This is a genomic window from Arthrobacter sp. B0490 (genome assembly GCF_002929355.1).
Lineage (GTDB): Bacteria > Actinomycetota > Actinomycetes > Actinomycetales > Micrococcaceae > Arthrobacter_D.
The window spans coordinates 452,318-471,536 of record NZ_PJIR01000001.1 but is presented as its reverse complement, the minus strand read 5'-3'; the positions used below and the strand labels follow the sequence as shown (position 1 = coordinate 471,536).

The following is a 19,219-nucleotide window of genomic DNA, read 5'->3' as shown; positions in this document are numbered from 1 at the left end:
AGCCGCGCCGCGTCGGCCACGAAGGAGGACCCCTCATGAGTACCCAGGTCATCGGCGGCACGGGAGGCAGCGATCACGGCGATCATGGCGACGGGGACCCGCAGGATGCCGGGCACCGGGGGCCCGTGCTGGAGGTCCGGGATCTGTGCGTGGACTTCGGGGTGGACAAGCGGTGGGTCCCGGCGGCCATCGACCTGAGCTACGAGGTCCGTGCCGGCGAGGTGCTGGCGATCGTCGGCGAATCCGGCTCGGGCAAGAGTGCGAGCTCCATGGCGCTGCTGGGGCTGCTGCCCTCGAACAGTCGGGTGACGGGCGAGGTGCTGCTCAACGGGCAGTCCGTCCTGTCGATGTCCCCGGCGAGGCTGCGGGAGGTCCGCGGCAACGACGTCGCGGTCATCTTCCAGGAGCCCATGACCGCGCTCAACCCCGTCTACACCGTGGGGTTCCAGATCGTCGAGACGCTGCGCCTGCACAACGAGATCTCCCCGGACGAGGCCCGGCAGCGCGCCCTGCACCTGCTCCGGATGGTCGAACTGCCGGATCCGGACAAGGCCTTCCGGTCCTACCCGCACCAGTTGTCGGGTGGCCAGCGGCAGCGCGCCATGATCGCGCAGTCGCTGTCCTGTGATCCGAAGCTCCTGATCGCCGATGAGCCGACGACGGCGCTCGACGTCACCGTGCAGGCCGAGATCCTCGACCTGATGCGGAACCTGCGGAACCAGCTGAACAGCGCGATCGTCCTGATCACCCACGACATGGGCGTGGTGGCCGACCTGGCGGACCGCATCGCCGTCATGCGGAAGGGCCGGATCGTCGAGACAGGCACCGCGGACCAGATCTTCAACCACCCGCAGCACGAGTACACCAGGGCGCTCCTGGCGGCCGTGCCGCACCTCGGGCAGGGGGACGGGCACGACGACGTCGACATCACGGCGGCGCTCGCCGCTGCGACCCACACCGAGCTGCAGACCGTGGACCGCGACGACCTGGAGCGCCGTGAACGCGACGTCCTCGCGCAGCTCCAGGGCGACACGGGGGCGACGGCCAGGGCGGACGATCCCGTCCTCGAGCTCATCGACGTGGCGATCGAGTATCCCCGGCAGGGGCGCGTCCCGGCGTTCCGGGCCGTCGAGGGAGCAGACCTGACCGTCTACCCGGGCCAGGTCATCGGGCTCGTGGGGGAGTCGGGATCGGGGAAGACCACGATCGGGCGGGCCGCCGTCGGGCTGCTGCCGGTGGCGCAGGGCTCGCTCCGCGTCGTCGGCACCGACATCTCGGGATTGCGGCCCAGCTCGCGGGAACTCGTGGAGGTGCGCCGCCACGTCGGCATGGTGTTCCAGGACCCGTCCTCCTCGCTCAACCCCCGCCTCCCGATCGGTGAGAGCATCGGCGAGCCGATGTTCCTCGCGGGAGAGGCCAGGGGGAACGGTTTGCAGAGGCGCATCGAGACGCTCCTCGACCAGGTCGAGCTCCCGCGTTCCTACCGCAACCGGTACCCGCACGAGCTCTCGGGCGGGCAGAAGCAGCGGGTCGGCATCGCGCGCGCCCTGTCCCTCAAGCCGAAGCTCCTGGTGGCGGACGAGCCGACGTCGGCGCTGGACGTGTCGGTGCAGGCGAAGGTCCTGGACCTCTTCCAGAACCTGCAGCGCGATCTCGGCTTCGCCTGCCTGTTCGTCACGCACGACCTCGCCGTGGTGGACGTGCTGGCGGACTACATCTGCGTGATGAAGCGCGGGCGGATCGTCGAGCAGGGACCGCGCGACCAGATCCTGCGCAGCCCACGGGATCCGTACACGCAGCGCCTGCTCGCGGCGGTGCCGCTGCCGGACCCGGCGCTGCAGCGGGAGCGCCGCGAGCTGCGGGCCAAGCTGCTCGCCTCCACCGACTGAGGGCACCCCGGGCCCGGGGCACCGCGCCCTGCCGCCGTCGGACCGGCCGCGCTCCGGCCCGGCCGGTGCGCCTGTACAGTGCTCGGGTGTCTCCCTCCGCCTTCGTTATCAAAGCGTGATCTGAGCATGCAGAGTGCGCTCACCTGCGGAAACAGGGGGACGACCTCCGGCGCCTGAGTGTCCGCTGGGAGCGCTTGTATACAGGATGTTCTGGGAAGCAACGGAACGGGCATATGATCTTCCGGTGTGAGTTGGCTCTCGCTGTCTGCAGGGCCACGAATCCGGCATCATCAGCGCCGGAAAGACCCAAATAACTAGGAGGCGGAATGCGTTACACGCGTACTTCCAAAATGCTCAGCGTCGCGGCGATCGCTGCACTGTCGCTGAGCGCATGCGGTGGCGGAAGCCCTGAGTCCAGCACCGACACGGACACCGGCACCACGGACGCGGTCATCGTCGTCGATGGCTCCGAGCCCCAGAACCCGCTGATCCCCACCAGCACCAACGAGGTGGGCGGCGGAGCGATCCTCGACCTCATCTTCGCGGGCCTGGTCAGCTACGACGCCGAGGGCAAGCCCCAGAACGAGATGGCCGAGTCCATCGAGACCGAGGACGCCCAGACCTACACGATCACGCTCAAGGAAGGCAAGACCTTCACCAACGGTGACCCCGTCACCGCGAGCTCCTTCGTGGACGCCTGGAACTACGGTGCCGCCGCGAAGAACGCCCAGCTCTCGAGCTACTTCTTCGAGAGCATCGAAGGCTACGACGAAGCCAGTGCCGAGGGCTCCACCGTGGAGACCCTCAGCGGCCTCACCGTCGTCGACGACCAGACGTTCACCGTCAAGCTGTCGCAGCCGGAGTCCGACTGGCCGCTGCGCCTCGGCTACAGCGCGTTCTTCCCGCTGCCAGCCTCGGCCCTCGAGGATCCCGCCGCATTCGGCGAGAACCCGATCGGCAACGGCCCCTACAAGTTCGCCTCCGAGGGTGCCTGGCAGCACAACCAGCAGATCGAACTCGTGCCCAACGAGGAGTACGAGGGTCCCCAGGCCGCGCAGAACGCAGGCGTGACGTTCAAGATCTACCAGAACGACACCACGGCCTACCAGGACCTGATCTCGGACAACCTGGACGTCCTGAAGACGATCCCGACGAGCGACATCAAGAACTTCAAGAACGACCTCGGTGAGCGCTCCATCGAATCGCCGTACGCGGGCAACCAGACCATCGCCATCCCGTACTACCTCCCGAACTGGGAGGGCGAGGCCGGGAAGCTCCGCCGCCAGGCGCTCTCGATGGCGATCAACCGTGACGAGATCACCGAGGTCATCTTCAACAACGGGCGCACGCCCGCCAAGGACTTCACCGCACCCGTCCTCGACGGCTACAGCGAGGACCTGCCGGGCAGTGAGAACCTCGAGTACAACCCGGACGAGGCCAAGAAGCTCTGGGCCGACGCCGAGAAGATCGAGCCCTACGACGAGTCCGAGCCCCTGACCATCGGCTACAACGCCGACAAGGGCGACCACAAGACGTGGGTCGAGGCCGTGGTGAACAACATCAAGAACAACCTCGGCATCGAGATCTCGGGCAAGCCGTACGCGACCTTCAAGGAAGCCCGCACCGAAGCCACGGAGGAGACCCTCACGGGTGCCCTGCGTGCCGGCTGGCAGGCCGACTACCCGTCGCTGTACAACTTCCTCGGGCCCATCTACGCCACGGGCGCCGGCTCCAACGACGCGCGGTACAGCAACCCCGAGTTCGACCAGCAGCTGACCGACGGACTCGCCGCCAGCTCGGTCGAGGAGGGCAACGAGGCCATGAACAAGGCCCAGGAGCAGCTCCTGGAGGACCTCCCGGCGATCCCGCTGTGGTACCAGGTCGCCCAGGGCGGCTGGAGCAACAACGTCGACAACGTCGAATTCGGCTGGAACGGTGTTCCGCTCTACTACGCCATCACCGGCAAGTAACCCCTAGCGGTCTCGGGGCCCGCCCGGCACAGGGCGGGCCCCTTTTCCGTGCTCCAACGAAAAGGTTCCCCACCTCATGAGCAACCCCTCCATGCGTCCCGTCCGGACGCACGCCGCACCGGGAGGTGCGCACTGATGGTCTGGTACATCGTCCGACGCTTCCTGCAGCTGATCCCCGTCTTCCTCGGTGCGACGCTGCTGGTGTACTTCCTCGTCTTCAGCCTCCCGGGCGACGCCACCGCCGCCATCTGCGGCGAGCGCGGCTGCACCCCTGCTGTCGTCGCGGGCCTCCGCGAGCAGTACAACCTCGACCAGCCCTTCTGGATCCAGTACCTCCTGTACCTCAAGGGCGTCCTCACGTTCGACCTCGGCACCAACTTCTCGGGCCGGCCGATCGCCACCATCATCGCCGAGGTCTTCCCGACCACGGCGAAGCTCGCGATCATGGCCCTGGTCATCGAAGCCGTCTTCGGCATCGTGTTCGGCCTCATCGCGGGCCTGCGCAAGGGCAGGATCTTCGACTCCTCCGTCCTGGTGCTGTCCCTCATCGTCATCGCCGTGCCCATCTTCGTGCTCGGCTTCCTGATGCAGTTCCTCATCGGCGTCAAGCTGCAGTGGACGAACCCGACCGTCAGCGGCGACGCGACCTTCACGGAGCTCCTGCTCCCGGCCGTCGTCCTCGGGCTGGTGTCCTTCGCCTACGTGCTGCGCCTGACCCGCACGAGCATCATCGAGAACGTGAACGCCGACTACGTCCGCACGGCGACGGCCAAGGGCCTCAGCCACAGGCGCGTCGTCGTCGTGCACGTCCTCCGCAACTCGCTGATCCCCGTCGTGACGTTCCTCGGCGCCGACCTCGGCGCCCTCATGGGCGGCGCGATCGTCACCGAAGGCATCTTCAACGTCAACGGGGTCGGCAACACCCTCTACCGCGCCGTCCTGAACGGTGACGGACCGATGGTCGTCTCGATCGTCACGTTCCTGATCCTCATCTTCTGCCTGGCGAACCTGCTGGTGGATCTCCTGTACGCGTGGCTGGACCCAAGGATTCGATATGCCTGAACCGACACCCTCACCCCTCGGGACGGCCGCGCCGACCGCGGCGACCCCTGTTGGCCGCACCAAGCGGTCCTCCTACCCGATCGAACACTTCGTCGCCGACGTCGACGAGACGCCGGTCCGCGCCACGGACAGCACCGTGTCCGACGCCGCACCCCGCAGCCTGTGGGGCGAGGCCTGGCGCAGCCTGCGGAAACAGCCACTGTTCATCATCAGTGCCATCCTCATCCTCGCGGTCATCTTCGTGGCGCTGTTCCCCGGACTGTTCACGAACGAGCCGCCGAACGAGAACTGCCTGCTGGAGAACTCGGACGGCGGCCCCGCCCCCGGTCACCCGCTGGGCTTCACCGTCCAGGGCTGCGACATCCTCTCCCGCGTGGTGCACGGCACGCAGTCCTCCCTGACCGTCGGCCTGTTCGCGACCCTCGGCGTGGTCCTGATCGGCGGCCTCATCGGCGCGCTGGCCGGGTTCTTCGGCGGCTGGGTCGACGCGGTGCTCGCACGCATCGGTGACATCTTCTTCGCGCTCCCGCTCATCCTCGGCGCCATCGTGGTCGTGCAGCTGCCCGTGTTCCAGCAGAACCGGAACGTGTGGACGCTCGTCGTGATCCTGGTGACCTTCGGCTGGCCGCAGATCGCCCGCATCACGCGCGCCGCGGTGATCGAGGTCCGCAACGCGGACTTCGTGACGGCAGCCCGCTCGCTCGGGGTGTCCCCGCTGGGTGCCCTCGTCAAGCACGTCATCCCGAACGCGCTCGCCCCGGTCATCGTCATCGCGACGATCTCCCTCGGCACGTTCATCGTCGCGGAATCGACGCTGTCCTTCCTCGGCATCGGCCTGCCCCCGGACGTCATGTCGTGGGGCAACGACATCTTCTCGGCCAAGCCGTCGCTGCGCAGCAACCCGATGGCCATCTTCTGGCCGGGCCTCGCCCTGTCGATCACCGTTCTGAGCTTCATCATGCTGGGCGACGCCCTGCGTGACGCTCTCGATCCGAAGGCACGCAAACGATGAGCTCCAGCATCAGCTCCGGGGGCGGCCGCCGCGCCGCCCGCAACGACACGCCGGCCCGCGCGGCGTCGGGTGGCGTCCAGCCGCTGCTCGAGCTCCGCGACCTCGCCATCACCTTCTCGACGGCGAACGGGGACGTGCCGGCGGTGCGCAACGCACACCTCACCGTGATGCCCGGCGAGACCGTCGCGATCGTGGGGGAGTCCGGCTCGGGCAAGTCGACGACGGCTCTGGCCGCCATCGGCCTCCTGCCCGCGAACGGGCGCGTCTCGAACGGCAGCATCATCTTCGACGGCGAGGACATCACCTCCGCCTCGGAGAAGCGCATCATCGAGCTCCGCGGCTCCTCGATCGGCATGGTGCCGCAGGACCCGATGTCCAACCTCAACCCGGTCTGGAAGATCGGGTTCCAGGTGAAGGAGACCCTGCGGGCCAACGGCCTGCCGAGCGGTCCGCAGGACGTCGCCAAGGTCCTCTCGGAAGCGGGACTGCCCGACGCCGCATCGCGCGCCAACCAGTACCCGCACGAGTTCTCCGGCGGGATGCGCCAGCGCGCCCTGATCGCCATCGGCCTGTCCTGCAGGCCGCGGCTGCTCATCGCCGACGAGCCGACGTCGGCCCTGGACGTGACGGTGCAGCGGCAGATCCTGGACCACCTGGACACCATGACCGAGGAGCTCGGCACCGCCGTGCTGCTCATCACGCACGATCTCGGCCTCGCGGCCGAGCGCGCGCACAAGGTGATCGTCATGTACAAGGGGCAGGTCGTCGAGGCCGGTCCCGCCCTCGAACTGCTGACCAACCCGCGCCACCCCTACACGCAGAAGCTCGTGGCGTCGGCGCCGTCCATCGCGTCGCGGCGTATCGAGTCGGCGAAGAAGGCCGGCGTCGCGACCGACGACCTCCTCGCGCCCGCTGCGGCGAGGGGCCCGTCGCTGGACAAGGTGATCGAGGTCGAGGACCTGACGAAGGTCTTCAAGATCCGGGGCAACTGGGGCAGGTCCACCGACTTCACGGCCGTGGACAAGGTCTCCTTCTCCATCGCCCGCGGCACCACCACCGCCGTCGTGGGCGAGTCCGGTTCGGGCAAGTCCACCGTGGCGAAGATGGTGCTCGGACTCGAAGGGGCGACGTCGGGCAGCATCAAGTTCGACGGCGTGGACATCACGACCCTCGGCCGGAAGGAGATGTTCGACTTCCGCCGCCGCGTCCAGCCGATCTTCCAGGACCCGTACGGTTCGCTCGACCCGATGTACAACATCTACCGCACCATCGAGGAGCCGCTCCGCGTCCACGGCATCGGCGACGCGAAGAGCCGGGAGAAGAAGGTCCGCGAGCTGCTCGACCAGGTGGCCCTGCCGTCGTCGATGATGCAGCGCTTCCCGAACGAGCTCTCCGGAGGCCAGCGGCAGCGCGTGGCCATCGCCCGGGCGCTCGCCCTGGACCCCGAGGTGGTCATCTGCGACGAGGCCGTCTCGGCGCTCGACGTGCTGGTGCAGGCGCAGATCCTGAACCTGCTCGCCGACCTGCAGGCGGACCTCGGCCTGAGCTACCTGTTCATCACGCACGACCTCGCGGTGGTCCGCCAGATCGCCGACCACGTGGCCGTCATGGAGAAGGGCAGGCTCGTGGAGCAGGGCACCACCGACGAGGTGTTCGACAACCCGAGGACCGCCTACACGCAGGCGCTCCTCGCGGCCATCCCGGGCGCAGGGCTCGTCCTGCCCCCCGAGGTCGCGTAGCAGGGGAAGCAGCAAGGCAGCACGACAGCAGCGGACACCCGCGGCAGCGACGACGGCGGCCCTCCACCCGGAGGGCCGCCGTCGTCGCTGTTTGTGCGCCCACAGCTGATTCGGACGCCCATTGACAGGGCGCATTAGGTCTGTTTTTACCCAGCGCCTAGACTGGTAAGAGGGCGAGCAGTGCAGCCGCCGTCATTTTCCCCGCAGTAGATACCGAATTGAGTAATCACGCATGTCTGAAACCACAGGCAACACCGCTGTCCGCAGCGATCTCCGCAACGTAGCCATCGTGGCTCACGTTGACCACGGAAAAACCACCCTGGTCGACGCCATGCTGAAGCAGACCAATTCGTTCGCTGCGCACGGCGACGTGGCCGACCGCGTCATGGACTCCGGCGACCTCGAGCGCGAGAAGGGCATCACCATCCTCGCGAAGAACACCACGGTGTTCTACGACGGTCCGGCCGCCAAGGGCGAGACCATCACCATCAACGTCATCGACACCCCGGGCCACGCCGACTTCGGCGGCGAGGTGGAGCGCGGCCTGTCCATGGTCGACGGCGTCGTGCTGCTCGTCGACGCGTCCGAGGGCCCCCTGCCCCAGACCCGCTTCGTGCTCCGCAAGGCCCTCGCGGCCAAGCTGCCCGTCATCCTGCTGGTCAACAAGACGGACCGCCCCGACTCCCGCATCGAGGAGGTCGTCAGCGAGTCGATGGACCTCCTCCTCGGCCTCGCGTCCGACCTCGCCGACGAGGTCCCCGACCTCGACCTCGACCTGATCCTCAACGTGCCCGTCGTGTACGCCGCGGCCCGCGTCGGTGCGGCGTCGATCGAGCAGCCCGCCAACGGCTCCGCGCCGGCCAACGACAACCTGGAGCCCCTGTTCCAGACGATCATCGACCACATCCCGGCACCCCGCTACAACCCCGACGGCGTCCTCCAGGCGCACGTCACCAACCTCGACGCCTCGCCCTTCCTCGGCCGCCTCGCGCTGCTGCGCATCTTCAACGGCACCCTGCGCAAGGGTCAGACCGTCGCCTGGGCCCGCCAGAACGGTGAGCTCAAGAGCGTCAAGATCACCGAGCTCCTCGCCACCAAGGCGCTCGACCGCGTCCCCACCGATTCCGCCGGCCCCGGCGAGATCGTCGCCGTCGCCGGCATCGAGGGCATCACCATCGGTGAGACCCTGACCGACGTCGACAACCCGCAGCCGCTGCCGCTCATCACGGTCGACGACCCCGCGATCTCCGTGACCATCGGTATCAACACCTCGCCGCTCGCCGGCAAGGTCAAGGGCGCCAAGGTCACCGCTCGCCAGGTCAAGGACCGCCTCGACAAGGAGCTCATCGGCAACGTCTCGCTCCGCGTCCTGCCCACGGCACGCCCCGACGCCTGGGAGGTCCAGGGCCGTGGCGAGCTCGCGCTGGCCATCCTCGTCGAGCAGATGCGCCGCGAAGGGTTCGAGCTCACGGTCGGCAAGCCCCAGGTGGTCACCAGGACCGTCGACGGCAAGATCCACGAGCCGATGGAGCACATGACCATCGACGTCCCCGAGGAATACCTCGGCGGCGTCACCCAGCTCATGGCCGCCCGCAAGGGACGCATGACCAACATGGCGAACCACGGCACCGGCTGGGTCCGCATGGAGTTCATCGTGCCCGCGCGAGGCCTCATCGGCTTCCGCACGCGCTTCCTCACGGACACGCGCGGCGCCGGCATCGCCGCGTCGATCTCCGAGGGCTACGAGCCGTGGGCCGGGGACATCGAGTACCGCACCAACGGTTCGATGATCGCCGACCGCTCCGGCGTCGTGACGCCGTTCGCGATGATCAACCTGCAGGAGCGCGGCTCGTTCTTCGTGCAGCCCACCTCAGAGGTGTACGAGGGCATGATCGTCGGCGAGAACTCCCGCGCGGACGACATGGACGTCAACATCACGAAGGAGAAGAAGCTCACCAACATGCGTGCCGCTTCCTCGGACACCTTCGAGAACCTGACCCCGCCGCGCAACCTCACCCTCGAGGAGTCCCTCGAGTTCGCCCGCGAGGACGAGTGCGTCGAGGTCACCCCGGAGACCATCCGCATCCGCAAGGTCATCCTCGACGCCAACGAGCGCATGCGTGCATCGCGCTCGCGCGCCCGGGCCTGACCAGCCCCATGGCACACGACGACGCCGGCTCCTCCCCAGCAGGGGAGGGCCGGCGTTCGGCGTTCCCGGTCCTGTCCGCTCGGGCACCCGGCGCCCCGGCCCCGGTGCCCGACGGATCCCGGATCCCGTCCGCGGGTCCCCGGCCGCCCGGCCGCGTGCCCGCCGTCCTCGGCGCGACGGCAGCCGGCGTCGCCGCGGCGGTGTTCGGTACCCTGCTGCACGCGCAGCTCGTCTACCTCGGCGGGACGGCGCTTCCGGTAGGGGCGCTCGCGGCCCTCGTCCTCGCCGGCAGCCTGTTCCTGCTCTCCGGGCTCTGGGCCCGCAGCATCATCCTGACGGCCGTGGCCGGCGCCGTCGCCTACGGCGTCGTGGCGCTGCTCTCGACGTCCTCGAAGACACTGATCCTCACGGGAGCGTCCGATGCCGCTCCGGGCACGGCCCTGGCGGGGAACCTCTGGCTCTTCGGGGTGCTCGTGGTGACGCTCGCCGCCGTCGTCCTCGGCAGCGTCCTGCTGCGTCCGGCCCGCCACTAGGCGCCGCGGGCTCCCGCCGTGACGGTCAGTCGGCGGTGCGGTCCAGGTGGTGGGCGAGCAGGATCGACGTCGCAGTGCCGTCCGGGTCCGGCCCGCGCTGCGCATAGTCCTCGAAGACCTCGCGGATGCGCCCCATCATCTCGGCGCGGTGCTCGTCGTTGAGCCGGACGCCGAGCCGCCACACGTCGATCTCCGACGGTTGCAGGCCTTCAATCTCCTGGAGGAACGTCTCGACGAGGACCGGTGCGGACTGGGGCATGCGGGTGTGCCAGGACAGCCCGGTGGCACGGTAGGGGATCTCCTTCGCGCCGCGGTTCCCGGTCCGGGCGTCGTCGGCGGCGAGGAAGCCGGTGGAGAGCAGGGTGCGCACGTGGTGCAGGGACGTCGCCGGGTTGAGCTCCAGCGTCTCCGCGATCTCCTTGTTGGTCCTCGGCTTGTGCAGGCACAGGCGCAGGATGCGGAGCCGGACCGGTGAGCTGAGTGCCCGGCCGCGGGCCTGGAGGTCCTCGTTCGAATCCATCCGCCGATCATACGGGACATCCGTCGATCGATTGGCGGCTCCCAATCACTGATGCGGGGCTGCGGGCGGGCACTCCACCCCGGTCGCCGGGCGTCGCGGCGCGCGGCGCGGGGGAGCGGGCGGCACCGGCTTCGCCGCCGTGACCTCGGCCAGTCGGACGACGTCGTCACCCCTGCGCGTCCGCACGGTGCAGGTTGCCGCGTCCACCGAGACGAGGTCGCCGAGTGAGTCCGTGAACCCGCCCTCCACGCGGCGCCGGACCACGACCCTCGTCCCCAGGGGGAGGGACGCGAGGAGATCGGCGGGAGTCTGCACCCGTCAAGGGTAGGCCCCCGGGGATGCCCGCGGGGCGGTTCCCACCCCTCCGTGCGGTGGTCAGGCCGTAGGGAGGGGTGCGTTAAGCTGGGAACCGCACCGCGGGTGCGGCAGCCGACCCCAGTTTCAAGGAAAGGCGTGGGACGTGACCTACGTAATCGCGCAGCCCTGCGTGGATGTCAAGGACAAGGCCTGTATCGAGGAGTGCCCTGTCGACTGCATCTACGAGGGCGAGCGGTCGCTCTACATCCACCCCGACGAGTGCGTCGACTGCGGTGCATGTGAACCCGTGTGTCCCGTCGAGGCGATCTACTACGAGGACGACACGCCCGAGCAGTGGGCCGAGTACTACAAGGCCAACGTCGAGTTCTTCGACGACCTCGGTTCGCCCGGCGGTGCGGCGAAGGTCGGCAACACGGGCTTCGACCACCCGATCATCGCGGTCCTGCCGCCCCAGAACCAGCCCGCCTAGGTGACGGCCGGGGAGCCGAAGCCTTTCGGCCTGCACCTGCCGGACTACCCGTGGGACGCCATGGCGCCCTACCGGGAGATCGCCATGCTGCACCCGGACGGCATCGTCGACCTCTCCATCGGCACCCCGGTCGACCCGACGCCCTCCCTCGTCCGCTCGGCCCTGGCCGCGGCGTCCGACGCGCACGGCTACCCGACCACGCACGGCACGGCCGCCCTGCGCGCGGCGATCGGCGACTGGTTCGCGCGGCGGCGCGGCGTGCCGGGGCTCGACCCGCAGGACGTCCTGCCGACCGTGGGCTCCAAGGAACTGGTCGCGTGGCTGCCGCTGCTGCTCGGGCTGGGCGAGGGTGACGTCGTCGTGCGTCCCGCCGTCGCCTATCCCACGTACGACGTCGGCGCGCACCTCGCCGGTGCCACCCCGGTGGCCGCCGATTCCCTCACCGACCTCCCCGACGACGTGCGCGCCCGCGTGCGCCTCGTCTGGATCAACTCGCCGGGCAACCCCACGGGCGACGTGCTCGGCGTCGACGGCCTGCGGGCCCTCGTCGACGACGCGCGGTCCCTCGGAGCCGTCGTCGCCTCCGACGAGTGCTACGGAGAGCTCGGCTGGGGGCGGTGGGATCCCGCGGAGGGCGGCGAACCGGTACCGAGCGTCCTCGACCCCCGGGTGTGCGGCGGTTCGCACGAACTCCTCCTGGCCGTCTACTCGCTGAGCAAGCAGTCCAACCTCGCCGGTTACCGCGCCGCGTTCACCGCGGGCGACCCCACGATCATCGCCAACCTCGTGAACTCCCGGAAGCATGCGGGCATGATCGTGCCCTACCCCGTGCAGGAGGCCATGCGTGTCGCCCTCGGGGACGACGCGCACGTGGCGGAGCAGAAGGACCGCTACCGCCGCCGTCGGGCCCTGCTCGTCCCCGCCCTGGAGGCGGCCGGATTCACCATCTCCGGATCGGCCGCCGGCCTGTACCTGTGGGCGTCCGACGGCGGGCCCACCTTGGACACCATCGGGTGGCTCGCCGGTCTCGGGATCCTCGCCGGTCCCGGGACGTTCTACGGCGACGCGGGGCACGGCTTCGTCCGCGTGGCGCTCACGGGGAGCGACGAACGGATCGCGGCGGCCGCGGCGCGTCTCGCCGAGGCGGGACCCCGCCGGGCCGCCCTCTTGCCTCCCGATGGGGAAGGGCAGCAGGATTAGTGATCAGGGGCCCGCTGACGGTAGCGTTTGTCGCTGAATGTGCTGTTCCTGGAGCGACGTACGTCCTCCTGCGTAGTGATGATTTGTGGCGACGACCTCGCTCCAGCTCCTGAAGGAGAACCAATGACCGAGCACAATGCTGCTTCCCTGCACTACGACGGCGGGAAGCTCAGCCTGCCGCTGGTGCCTGCCGTCGAGGGCAACAACGGCTACGACGTGTCGAAACTGCTGAAGCAGACGGGTCAGGTCACCTTCGACCCCGGCTTCATGAACACCGCGGCCACCGCGTCGGCCATCACCTACATCGACGGGGACGCAGGGATCCTGCGCTACCGCGGCTACCCCATCGAGGAACTCGCGAAGAGTTCCAGCTTCCTCGAGGTCTCCTACCTCCTCATCTACGGCAACCTGCCGACCCCCGAGGAGCTGAGCGGGTTCGACGGGCGCATCCGCCGCCACACCCTGCTGCACGAGGAGCTCAAGGGCTTCTTCGGCGGTTTCCCCCGGGACGCGCACCCCATGCCGGTGCTGTCCTCGGCCGTCTCGGCGCTGTCCACGTTCTACCAGGACTCGCTGGACCCGTTCGACGACGAGCAGGTGGAACTCTCGACCTTCCGCCTCATGGCGAAGCTGCCCGTCATCGCGGCCTACGCGCACAAGAAGTCCATCGGCCAGCCGATGCTGTACCCGGACAACTCCATGAACCTGGTGGAGAACTTCCTGCGGCTCTCCTTCGGCCTGCCCGCCGAGCCCTACGACCTCGACCCGATGATGGTCAAGGCCCTGGACCTGCTGCTCATCCTGCACGCGGACCACGAGCAGAACTGCTCCACCTCCACGGTGCGCCTCGTGGGCAGCTCGAACGCCAACATGTTCGCCTCCGTCTCCGCCGGCATCAATGCGCTGTTCGGCCCGCTGCACGGCGGCGCCAACGAAGCCGTGCTCAACATGCTGCGCGACATCCAGGCCAAGGGCATGCAGCCCGAGGACTTCATGGAGAAGGTCAAGAAGAAGGAAGACGGCGTGAAGCTCATGGGCTTCGGGCACCGCGTCTACAAGAACTACGACCCGCGCGCGAAGATCGTCAAGGCCACGGCCCACGACATCCTCAGCAAGCTCGGCGGCAACGACGAGCTCCTCGACATCGCGATGCGGCTCGAGGAGAAGGCCCTCGCCGACGACTACTTCATCGAGCGGAAGCTGTACCCGAACGTGGACTTCTACACGGGCCTGATCTACAAGGCGATGGGGTTCCCGGAGAAGATGTTCACCGTGCTCTTCGCGATCGGCCGGCTCCCGGGCTGGATCGCCCAGTGGCGCGAGATGATGCAGGATCCGCAGACGAAGATCGGCCGGCCCCGCCAGCTGTACACGGGCGAGGCGGAGCGCCACTACCCCGCGAACTGACCCGCAGCACGACAGCGGCCGCCCACCTCAGGTGGGCGGCCGCCGTCGTTCGCGGGCCGGGGCCGTCAGCCCCGGGCGTAGCCCTGCGGGTTGTTCCTCTGCCAGCGCCAGTGGTCCTCGCACATCTCGGTGAGGGTCCGGCTCGCGGACCAGCCGAGGTCGGCGAGCGCCGAGGACGGGTCGGCATAGCTGACGGCGGCGTCGCCGGGCCGTCGCGGCGCGAACTCGTAGGGGACGTCCGTCCCGACGGCGGCGGAGAACGCGGCGAGGACCTCGAGGACGGAGGAACCGTGGCCCGTGCCGAGGTTCCAGGTGTGCACCCCGCCGTGGGCCACGAGGTAGTCGAGGGCGGCCAGGTGTCCCGCCGCGAGGTCGACGACGTGGATGTAGTCGCGCACCCCGGTGCCGTCCGGCGTCGGGTAGTCGTTGCCGAACACCAGGACCTTCTCGCGCCGGCCCACCGCGACCTGCGCCACGAAGGGCAGGAGGTTGTTCGGGACGCCCGTGGGGTCCTCGCCGATGGTCCCCGAGGCGTGGGCGCCCACGGGGTTGAAGTAGCGCAGCAGGGCGATGTTCCAGCGCGCGTCGGAAGCGCCGAGGTCGGTCAGGATGTCCTCGATCTGCTCCTTGGTGCGGCCGTACGGGTTGACGGCGTCCAGTGGCAGCTTCTCGGTCAGGGGCACCTCCTCCGAGGCGCCGTAGACGGTCGCCGAGGAGCTGAAGACGAGCGTGCGGACGCCGGCGTCGTCCATCACGCGGAGCAGGTTCAGGGTGCCGCCGACGTTGTTGGAGTAGTAGTACAGCGGCTTCTCGACCGACTCCCCGACGGCCTTCAGGCCCGCGAAGTGGATCACGGCGTCGACCTGCTCCGCCGCGAAGACGGCGCGCAGCCGGGGCTCGTCGAGCAGGTCCGCCCGGTGGAAGGTCGGCGTGCGGCCCGCGAGGGTGGCGACGCGCTCGAGCGACGTCTCCGTGGAGTTGGCCAGGTTGTCGACGACGACGACGTCATGGCCGTGTTCGAGCAGGGTCAGGACGGTGTGCGAGCCGATGTAGCCGCTGCCACCGGTAACGAGGATCTTCATGCTCCCATCCTAGGTCGGTGCCGCCCCGGCCCGGCCCACGCCCCACGGGGACACCGGTCGGCGCGGGGGACCGGCCTCCGCACGACGATGGCCCGGGCAGGAGCCCGGGCCATCGTCGCCGATCCGCTGTGCGTCAGAGCGGTGGCGCCCCGACGGTGTCGTACATGGCGTAGTCGTCGGTGGTGACGGTGCCGTTGCCGAACAGGCTCAGCCCGAAGCTGATGGCGGTGGCCCCGGCGGGCAGTGCCGGGGTGGTGAAGCTCGCCTGCGTGTAGGTGCCCGCCGCGGCCAGCCACGGCCCCGAGGTCCAGTACACCCAGTTGCCGGAGGCGTTCCGGTAGTAGAGGGCGAACTGGGTGACCGCCGTGGAGGTGTACCAGGCGCGTACCGAGTAGGTCTTCCCCGCGGTGGCCGCCGGCGCGCAGGCGCCGGAGTCCATCGACGTCGTCAGCTTCGCGTCGCCGCTGGAGTACCCGGTGATGGTGAGCCGCTCGGCCTTCGTGCCGGTCCGGGCCGCGGCCACGGTGCTGTACGCGGGTGTGTTGACGCCGAAGCCTGCCGACTGCCAGCACTGCGGGAACGCGCCCGTCCCGGCCGTCTCGAGGCTCGGGTTCTTCACGAGGTTGGTCCCGGCGGGCGGCGGCGGCGGCGGGGCCACATTGGCGGTGTCGAACATCTCGTAGTCGTCGGTGGTGAGGGTGCCGTTGCTGAAGAGGTTCAGACCGAAGCTCAGGCCGTTCGCTCCCGCGGGCAGCGGAGGCGTGGTCCAGCTCGCCTTCTGGTAGGTGGCGGAGGCGGCGAACCAGGGGCTGGAGGTCCAGTACTTCCAGGAGCCGACGCCCGTGCGGTAGTACAGCGCGAACTGCGTCGGCGCCGTGGACTTGTACCAGGCACCCAGGTTGTAGGTGCGGCCCGCGCTGGCCGGGGGTGAGCAGCCGCCCAGGTCGAGCGCGGGCAGGAGCTTCGCGTCACCGTCCACATAGCCGCTGACCACGAGTCGCTCGGCGCGCTGACCGGTGCGGCCCGGGCTCACCACGGAGAAGGCGGGGGTGTTGGTGCCGTAGCCCCCGGCGTTCCAGCACTGCGGGACGCCGTTGGTGAGGGTCTCGAGACTCGGGTTCTTCACCAGGTTCCCGCCGACGGGCGGAGGAGGGACGGCGGGGCCGGAGACGGCGGGCTTGACGGTGCCGCCCACCACCTGGTCGACGGTCTTGACGGTCGTGGTCGCGGGCCGGGTCTTCAGCCACGCGGCGAACTGGTCGAACAGGGCCGGTGTGACGGCCAGCGGGTCGGTCCCGCCGAACCGGTGGAAGGTGAGCTGGATCCATCCGCCCACGGACTCGGCCTGCGTGACGCTGTTCTGCAGGTCCGCCAGCGTCCAGGTGTTCTCGACCTGGTCGGGGGCGGCGGTGTTCCACGGGTTCGCCGAGGGGATCCTCTCGGCCAGGGGGCAGGTGGCGCAGCTGAAGCGCGTCTTGATGTCCCCCAGTCCGCGGGCACTGTTGTATCCGCAGTTCCTCGCGATCGTCTCCATCCCCGGGTTGCTGGAGGCGAACGGGTAGGCGAAGCTCGTGACGCGGAAGCCCCAGGTGGTGAGGTTGACCCGGTCGTTGCAGATCTGCCGGGTCGCCTCGTCGGACGGCAGCGTGACCAGATCGGGGTGGGTCACGGTGTGGCCACCGATCTCGTGGCCGGCGGCGCTCATCGAACGGAGATCGGCCAGCGACAGATAGCCCGCCGTGTCGGTGGTTCCGGAATTGACGTAGAAGGTCCCCTTGAGCGCGTACTTGTTCAGGGTCTGGACCGCGATCAGCTGATCGGCGTTCCCGTCGTCGAACGTCAGGGACACGACGGTCGGTTCGGCGGCGGAGGCCGCCGGGGGAGCGAAGCCGGGGCTGACGATCCCCACGGCGAGGGCCAGGAGTGCCGTCACCACCCAGACCGACCACCGGGCCGCAGTCGGGGCACCGGGCGCCCGTCGGGCTGCCGTCACGTTTCCTGAGTAGCTCATGGCATCGCACTCGTTTCCGAACTGGGAATTCCCGGACGCGCGCCGTACCGGGGCACCGACCAACCTACGACACCGTCGCGGCGAAGCCACGCGAGGTCGCTACCCATATCTTCGGGGGCAACACTCGGCTTCGATACGGGCATCTCGAGGGTTTTCCCAGTAGTACCCCGGGGATGCCGGCCGGCGTCGAACGGCGACCCCGTGCCGAGGGCCGCGTCGAGCGCTGGTCCGCCTTTGAAGCGCGCTTCACGCCGGGTCTACTGTAGGAGCCAGGCGAACTGGTCCTGAAGGAGGCCCATGTCGTACCCCGAACACGGCTACAGCGCATATTTCACCGTGGACACCTCGGAGGTGCTCCTCGTGGCGCTCTACCTCCGGGACAGCGCCGGGCTGCAGGGCGTGGGCCTGCCGTCCCTGCCGCCCGTGATCCCCTCCGTCCGTGGCGTCGACACGCACCGGCTCACCCGGCCCGGCGGGGCCGCCGTGCTGAGGGTCGAGTGGGAGGCCTGGTGGCACAGCCTCGTCGGACATCCGATCAGCGCCGCCGTACTGCCCGTCCCTCCGCTCTTCGAGGCCCTCGACGGATTGGAGGCCCTCAAGGCGCTGCTGCGCGCCCGCGTCGGCTCCGCGATCGACTGGGCCGAGGAACGCTGCGCCGAGTACGCCCTGCACGCCGGCGCCCGGGGAGCCGGCAGCATGGAGGGTCTGCTGGCGCGCCTCGTGCAGGAACGCGAGCTCGAACTGGGCCGCGCCGCCCGCCGTTTCACGCTCGAGGTCGTGGAACTGCCCCTCGGCGTCCGGCGCGCCTGGTGGGTGGAGCCGGACAAGCTCCTCATGTGCCAGGACCTGTTCGACGACGAGCGCGCGTTCCGCAGCTACGTGGAGCCGGTCATCCGCATGCTGGCCTGACGCCGGTCGTTCGTCGGCCTGACGCCGGGCCTCCTCCGGTGAAGCGGCGCCGGTCGGCGGGGCGCCGGGTCAGGGCGCCGCACCCGCGACGGTGACGGTGAGCGCCCCCGGAGCCGTCGTCGTCGCCGTCCACCCGCCGTCGGCCCTCACCCATTCGAGACCGGAATAGGCCACCGAAGTGATGGAGAGGGCGGAGGCGTGCGCCACGGCCCACTGCGCGGCTGCCCAGCCGGCGGTGCCCTCCAGCTCGAGCGTGAGCCGGTTCCCCTCGACCACCCCGCCGAGCGGCCCGAAGACCTCCTCCGCGGCCGTCGAGACGGCCAGGGCCTCGCCCGCGGCCGTCGGTTCCCGCAGGGTGCACTCGAGCGCGGCGGGGGAGTTGCCGGTCAGCGCCGAGGCGAAGGCGCGGCTCTCGGGCTCGTGGTCGGCGTACGCGTCCGGGTACGCCGACCGCTGCACCGTCTGCGCCGCCTCGGTGATGGGCAGTGCCTCGTACGCCGGAACCCTGACGAGGGCGTCGTAGAACGCGCCCGCGGCGTAGACGGGCATCATGATCTGCTCCTCGGAGCCCCAGCCCTGCGAGGGGCGCTGCTGGAACAGGCCCCTCGAGTCCGGCCCGGCGTCGTCCCCGTAGTCGATGTTCTCGAGCCGGGACTCCTGGAGCGCCGTCGCGATCGCGATCGTCGCCGCGCGCGCCGGCAGCCCCCGCCCCACGGCGACACCCGCGATCAGTGCTGCGTTCGCGGCCTGCGGAGGGGTGAGCTCGAACGTGTCGGCGCCGACCGTGGCACTGCAGCGTTCCCGGACCAGCACCTCGCTGCCGTCCAGCTGGTGGACGGCGAGGACGGTCCCGCCGACGACGACGGCCGTCAGCGCGGTGAGCATCGCACCGGTCCGGAGCCGTCGCCTGCGGCGGCGGACGGCGGCGGACGGACCCCGCGGAGCCACG

16 protein-coding genes are annotated in these 19,219 nt (G+C 69.5%); 11 read left to right on the top strand and 5 right to left on the bottom strand.

The features are described from left to right. Positions 1–35: 35 nt before the first annotated feature. From CXQ97_RS02115 to CXQ97_RS02085, 7 genes are all read left to right on the top strand, one after another. Positions 36–1,889: an ABC transporter ATP-binding protein gene (locus tag CXQ97_RS02115; protein ID WP_104179167.1), complete on the top strand. Its 1,854-nt coding sequence runs from the start codon at positions 36–38 to the stop codon at positions 1,887–1,889. A 326-nt stretch (positions 1,890–2,215) separates the two neighbouring features. Then, positions 2,216–3,859, top strand: a complete 1,644-nt coding sequence (locus CXQ97_RS02110) for an ABC transporter substrate-binding protein (protein WP_104179166.1) — start codon at positions 2,216–2,218, stop codon at positions 3,857–3,859. Positions 3,860–3,994: 135 nt separating this feature from the next. Beyond that, entirely contained in the window at positions 3,995–4,921 is a 927-nt protein-coding gene (locus tag CXQ97_RS02105; protein ID WP_104179165.1) for an ABC transporter permease, read from the top strand. Beyond that, a complete protein-coding gene (locus CXQ97_RS02100; protein ID WP_104179164.1) occupies positions 4,914–5,933 on the top strand; it encodes an ABC transporter permease in 1,020 nt (339 codons plus the stop codon). The genes CXQ97_RS02105 and CXQ97_RS02100 overlap by 8 nt, the downstream gene beginning before the upstream one ends. Next, the gene (locus tag CXQ97_RS02095; protein ID WP_104179163.1) at positions 5,930–7,672 is read left to right on the top strand and encodes an ABC transporter ATP-binding protein; all 1,743 of its coding nucleotides are present in this window, start codon (positions 5,930–5,932) and stop codon (positions 7,670–7,672) included. The genes CXQ97_RS02100 and CXQ97_RS02095 overlap by 4 nt, the downstream gene beginning before the upstream one ends. A 232-nt stretch (positions 7,673–7,904) precedes the next feature. Then, on the top strand, positions 7,905–9,821 hold the full coding sequence (gene typA / locus CXQ97_RS02090; RefSeq protein ID WP_104179162.1) for a translational GTPase TypA: 1,917 nt from the start codon (positions 7,905–7,907) through the stop codon (positions 9,819–9,821). 8 nt (positions 9,822–9,829) lie between these two features. Next, positions 9,830–10,354 carry a hypothetical protein gene (locus CXQ97_RS02085; protein ID WP_104179161.1) on the top strand — a complete coding sequence of 175 codons (525 nt, stop codon included), beginning with the start codon at positions 9,830–9,832 and terminating at the stop codon, positions 10,352–10,354. A 25-nt stretch (positions 10,355–10,379) separates the two neighbouring features. On the opposite strand, the gene CXQ97_RS02080 is transcribed toward CXQ97_RS02085, so the two are convergent. After that, entirely contained in the window at positions 10,380–10,874 is a 495-nt protein-coding gene (locus CXQ97_RS02080) for a transcriptional regulator (RefSeq protein ID WP_104179160.1), read from the bottom strand. A gap of 45 nt (positions 10,875–10,919) precedes the next feature. Continuing rightward, the gene (locus CXQ97_RS02075; protein WP_104179159.1) at positions 10,920–11,189 is read right to left on the bottom strand and encodes a ferrous iron transport protein A; all 270 of its coding nucleotides are present in this window, start codon (positions 11,187–11,189) and stop codon (positions 10,920–10,922) included. A gap of 145 nt (positions 11,190–11,334) precedes the next feature. Here CXQ97_RS02075 and fdxA point away from each other — a divergent pair, with 145 nt between their 5' ends. From fdxA to CXQ97_RS02060, 3 genes are all read left to right on the top strand, one after another. Further along, positions 11,335–11,661: a ferredoxin gene (gene fdxA / locus CXQ97_RS02070; protein ID WP_043440973.1), complete on the top strand. Its 327-nt coding sequence runs from the start codon at positions 11,335–11,337 to the stop codon at positions 11,659–11,661. Then, positions 11,662–12,861 carry a succinyldiaminopimelate transaminase gene (gene dapC, locus CXQ97_RS02065; RefSeq protein WP_104179158.1) on the top strand — a complete coding sequence of 400 codons (1,200 nt, stop codon included), beginning with the start codon at positions 11,662–11,664 and terminating at the stop codon, positions 12,859–12,861. A 123-nt stretch (positions 12,862–12,984) separates the two neighbouring features. Further along, positions 12,985–14,268, top strand: a complete 1,284-nt coding sequence (locus tag CXQ97_RS02060; protein ID WP_104179157.1) for a citrate synthase — start codon at positions 12,985–12,987, stop codon at positions 14,266–14,268. A gap of 65 nt (positions 14,269–14,333) precedes the next feature. On the opposite strand, the gene galE is transcribed toward CXQ97_RS02060, so the two are convergent. Both galE and CXQ97_RS02050 read right to left on the bottom strand, forming a co-directional pair. Then, positions 14,334–15,350: a UDP-glucose 4-epimerase GalE gene (gene galE, locus CXQ97_RS02055; protein WP_104179156.1), complete on the bottom strand. Its 1,017-nt coding sequence runs from the start codon at positions 15,348–15,350 to the stop codon at positions 14,334–14,336. A 133-nt stretch (positions 15,351–15,483) separates the two neighbouring features. After that, positions 15,484–17,361: a polysaccharide deacetylase family protein gene (locus tag CXQ97_RS02050; protein ID WP_104179155.1), complete on the bottom strand. Its 1,878-nt coding sequence runs from the start codon at positions 17,359–17,361 to the stop codon at positions 15,484–15,486. A 297-nt stretch (positions 17,362–17,658) separates the two neighbouring features. Between CXQ97_RS02050 and CXQ97_RS02045 the strand changes: the two genes are divergently transcribed. Beyond that, positions 17,659–18,270, top strand: a complete 612-nt coding sequence (locus tag CXQ97_RS02045) for a hypothetical protein (protein WP_104179154.1) — start codon at positions 17,659–17,661, stop codon at positions 18,268–18,270. A gap of 69 nt (positions 18,271–18,339) precedes the next feature. Here the strand turns inward: CXQ97_RS02045 and CXQ97_RS02040 are convergent, their stop codons facing one another. Then, positions 18,340–19,218, bottom strand: coding sequence for a hypothetical protein (locus CXQ97_RS02040; protein ID WP_258062135.1), 879 nt, complete (start codon positions 19,216–19,218; stop codon positions 18,340–18,342). Position 19,219 lies beyond the last annotated feature (1 nt).

Excerpts from the sequence above, each read along its gene's own strand:
- CXQ97_RS02115 (WP_104179167.1), top strand. The coding sequence starts at position 36 with ATGAGTACCCAGGTCATCGGCGGCACGGGAGGCAGCGATCACGGCGAT.
- CXQ97_RS02110 (WP_104179166.1), top strand. The coding sequence starts at position 2,216 with ATGCGTTACACGCGTACTTCCAAAATGCTCAGCGTCGCGGCGATCGCT.
- CXQ97_RS02105 (WP_104179165.1), top strand. The coding sequence starts at position 3,995 with ATGGTCTGGTACATCGTCCGACGCTTCCTGCAGCTGATCCCCGTCTTC.
- CXQ97_RS02100 (WP_104179164.1), top strand. The coding sequence starts at position 4,914 with ATGCCTGAACCGACACCCTCACCCCTCGGGACGGCCGCGCCGACCGCG.
- CXQ97_RS02095 (WP_104179163.1), top strand. The coding sequence starts at position 5,930 with ATGAGCTCCAGCATCAGCTCCGGGGGCGGCCGCCGCGCCGCCCGCAAC.
- typA (WP_104179162.1), top strand. The coding sequence starts at position 7,905 with ATGTCTGAAACCACAGGCAACACCGCTGTCCGCAGCGATCTCCGCAAC.
- CXQ97_RS02085 (WP_104179161.1), top strand. The coding sequence starts at position 9,830 with ATGGCACACGACGACGCCGGCTCCTCCCCAGCAGGGGAGGGCCGGCGT.
- CXQ97_RS02080 (WP_104179160.1), bottom strand. The coding sequence starts at position 10,874 with ATGGATTCGAACGAGGACCTCCAGGCCCGCGGCCGGGCACTCAGCTCA.
- CXQ97_RS02060 (WP_104179157.1), top strand. The coding sequence starts at position 12,985 with ATGACCGAGCACAATGCTGCTTCCCTGCACTACGACGGCGGGAAGCTC.
- galE (WP_104179156.1), bottom strand. The coding sequence starts at position 15,350 with ATGAAGATCCTCGTTACCGGTGGCAGCGGCTACATCGGCTCGCACACC.
- CXQ97_RS02050 (WP_104179155.1), bottom strand. The coding sequence starts at position 17,361 with ATGAGCTACTCAGGAAACGTGACGGCAGCCCGACGGGCGCCCGGTGCC.
- CXQ97_RS02045 (WP_104179154.1), top strand. The coding sequence starts at position 17,659 with ATGTCGTACCCCGAACACGGCTACAGCGCATATTTCACCGTGGACACC.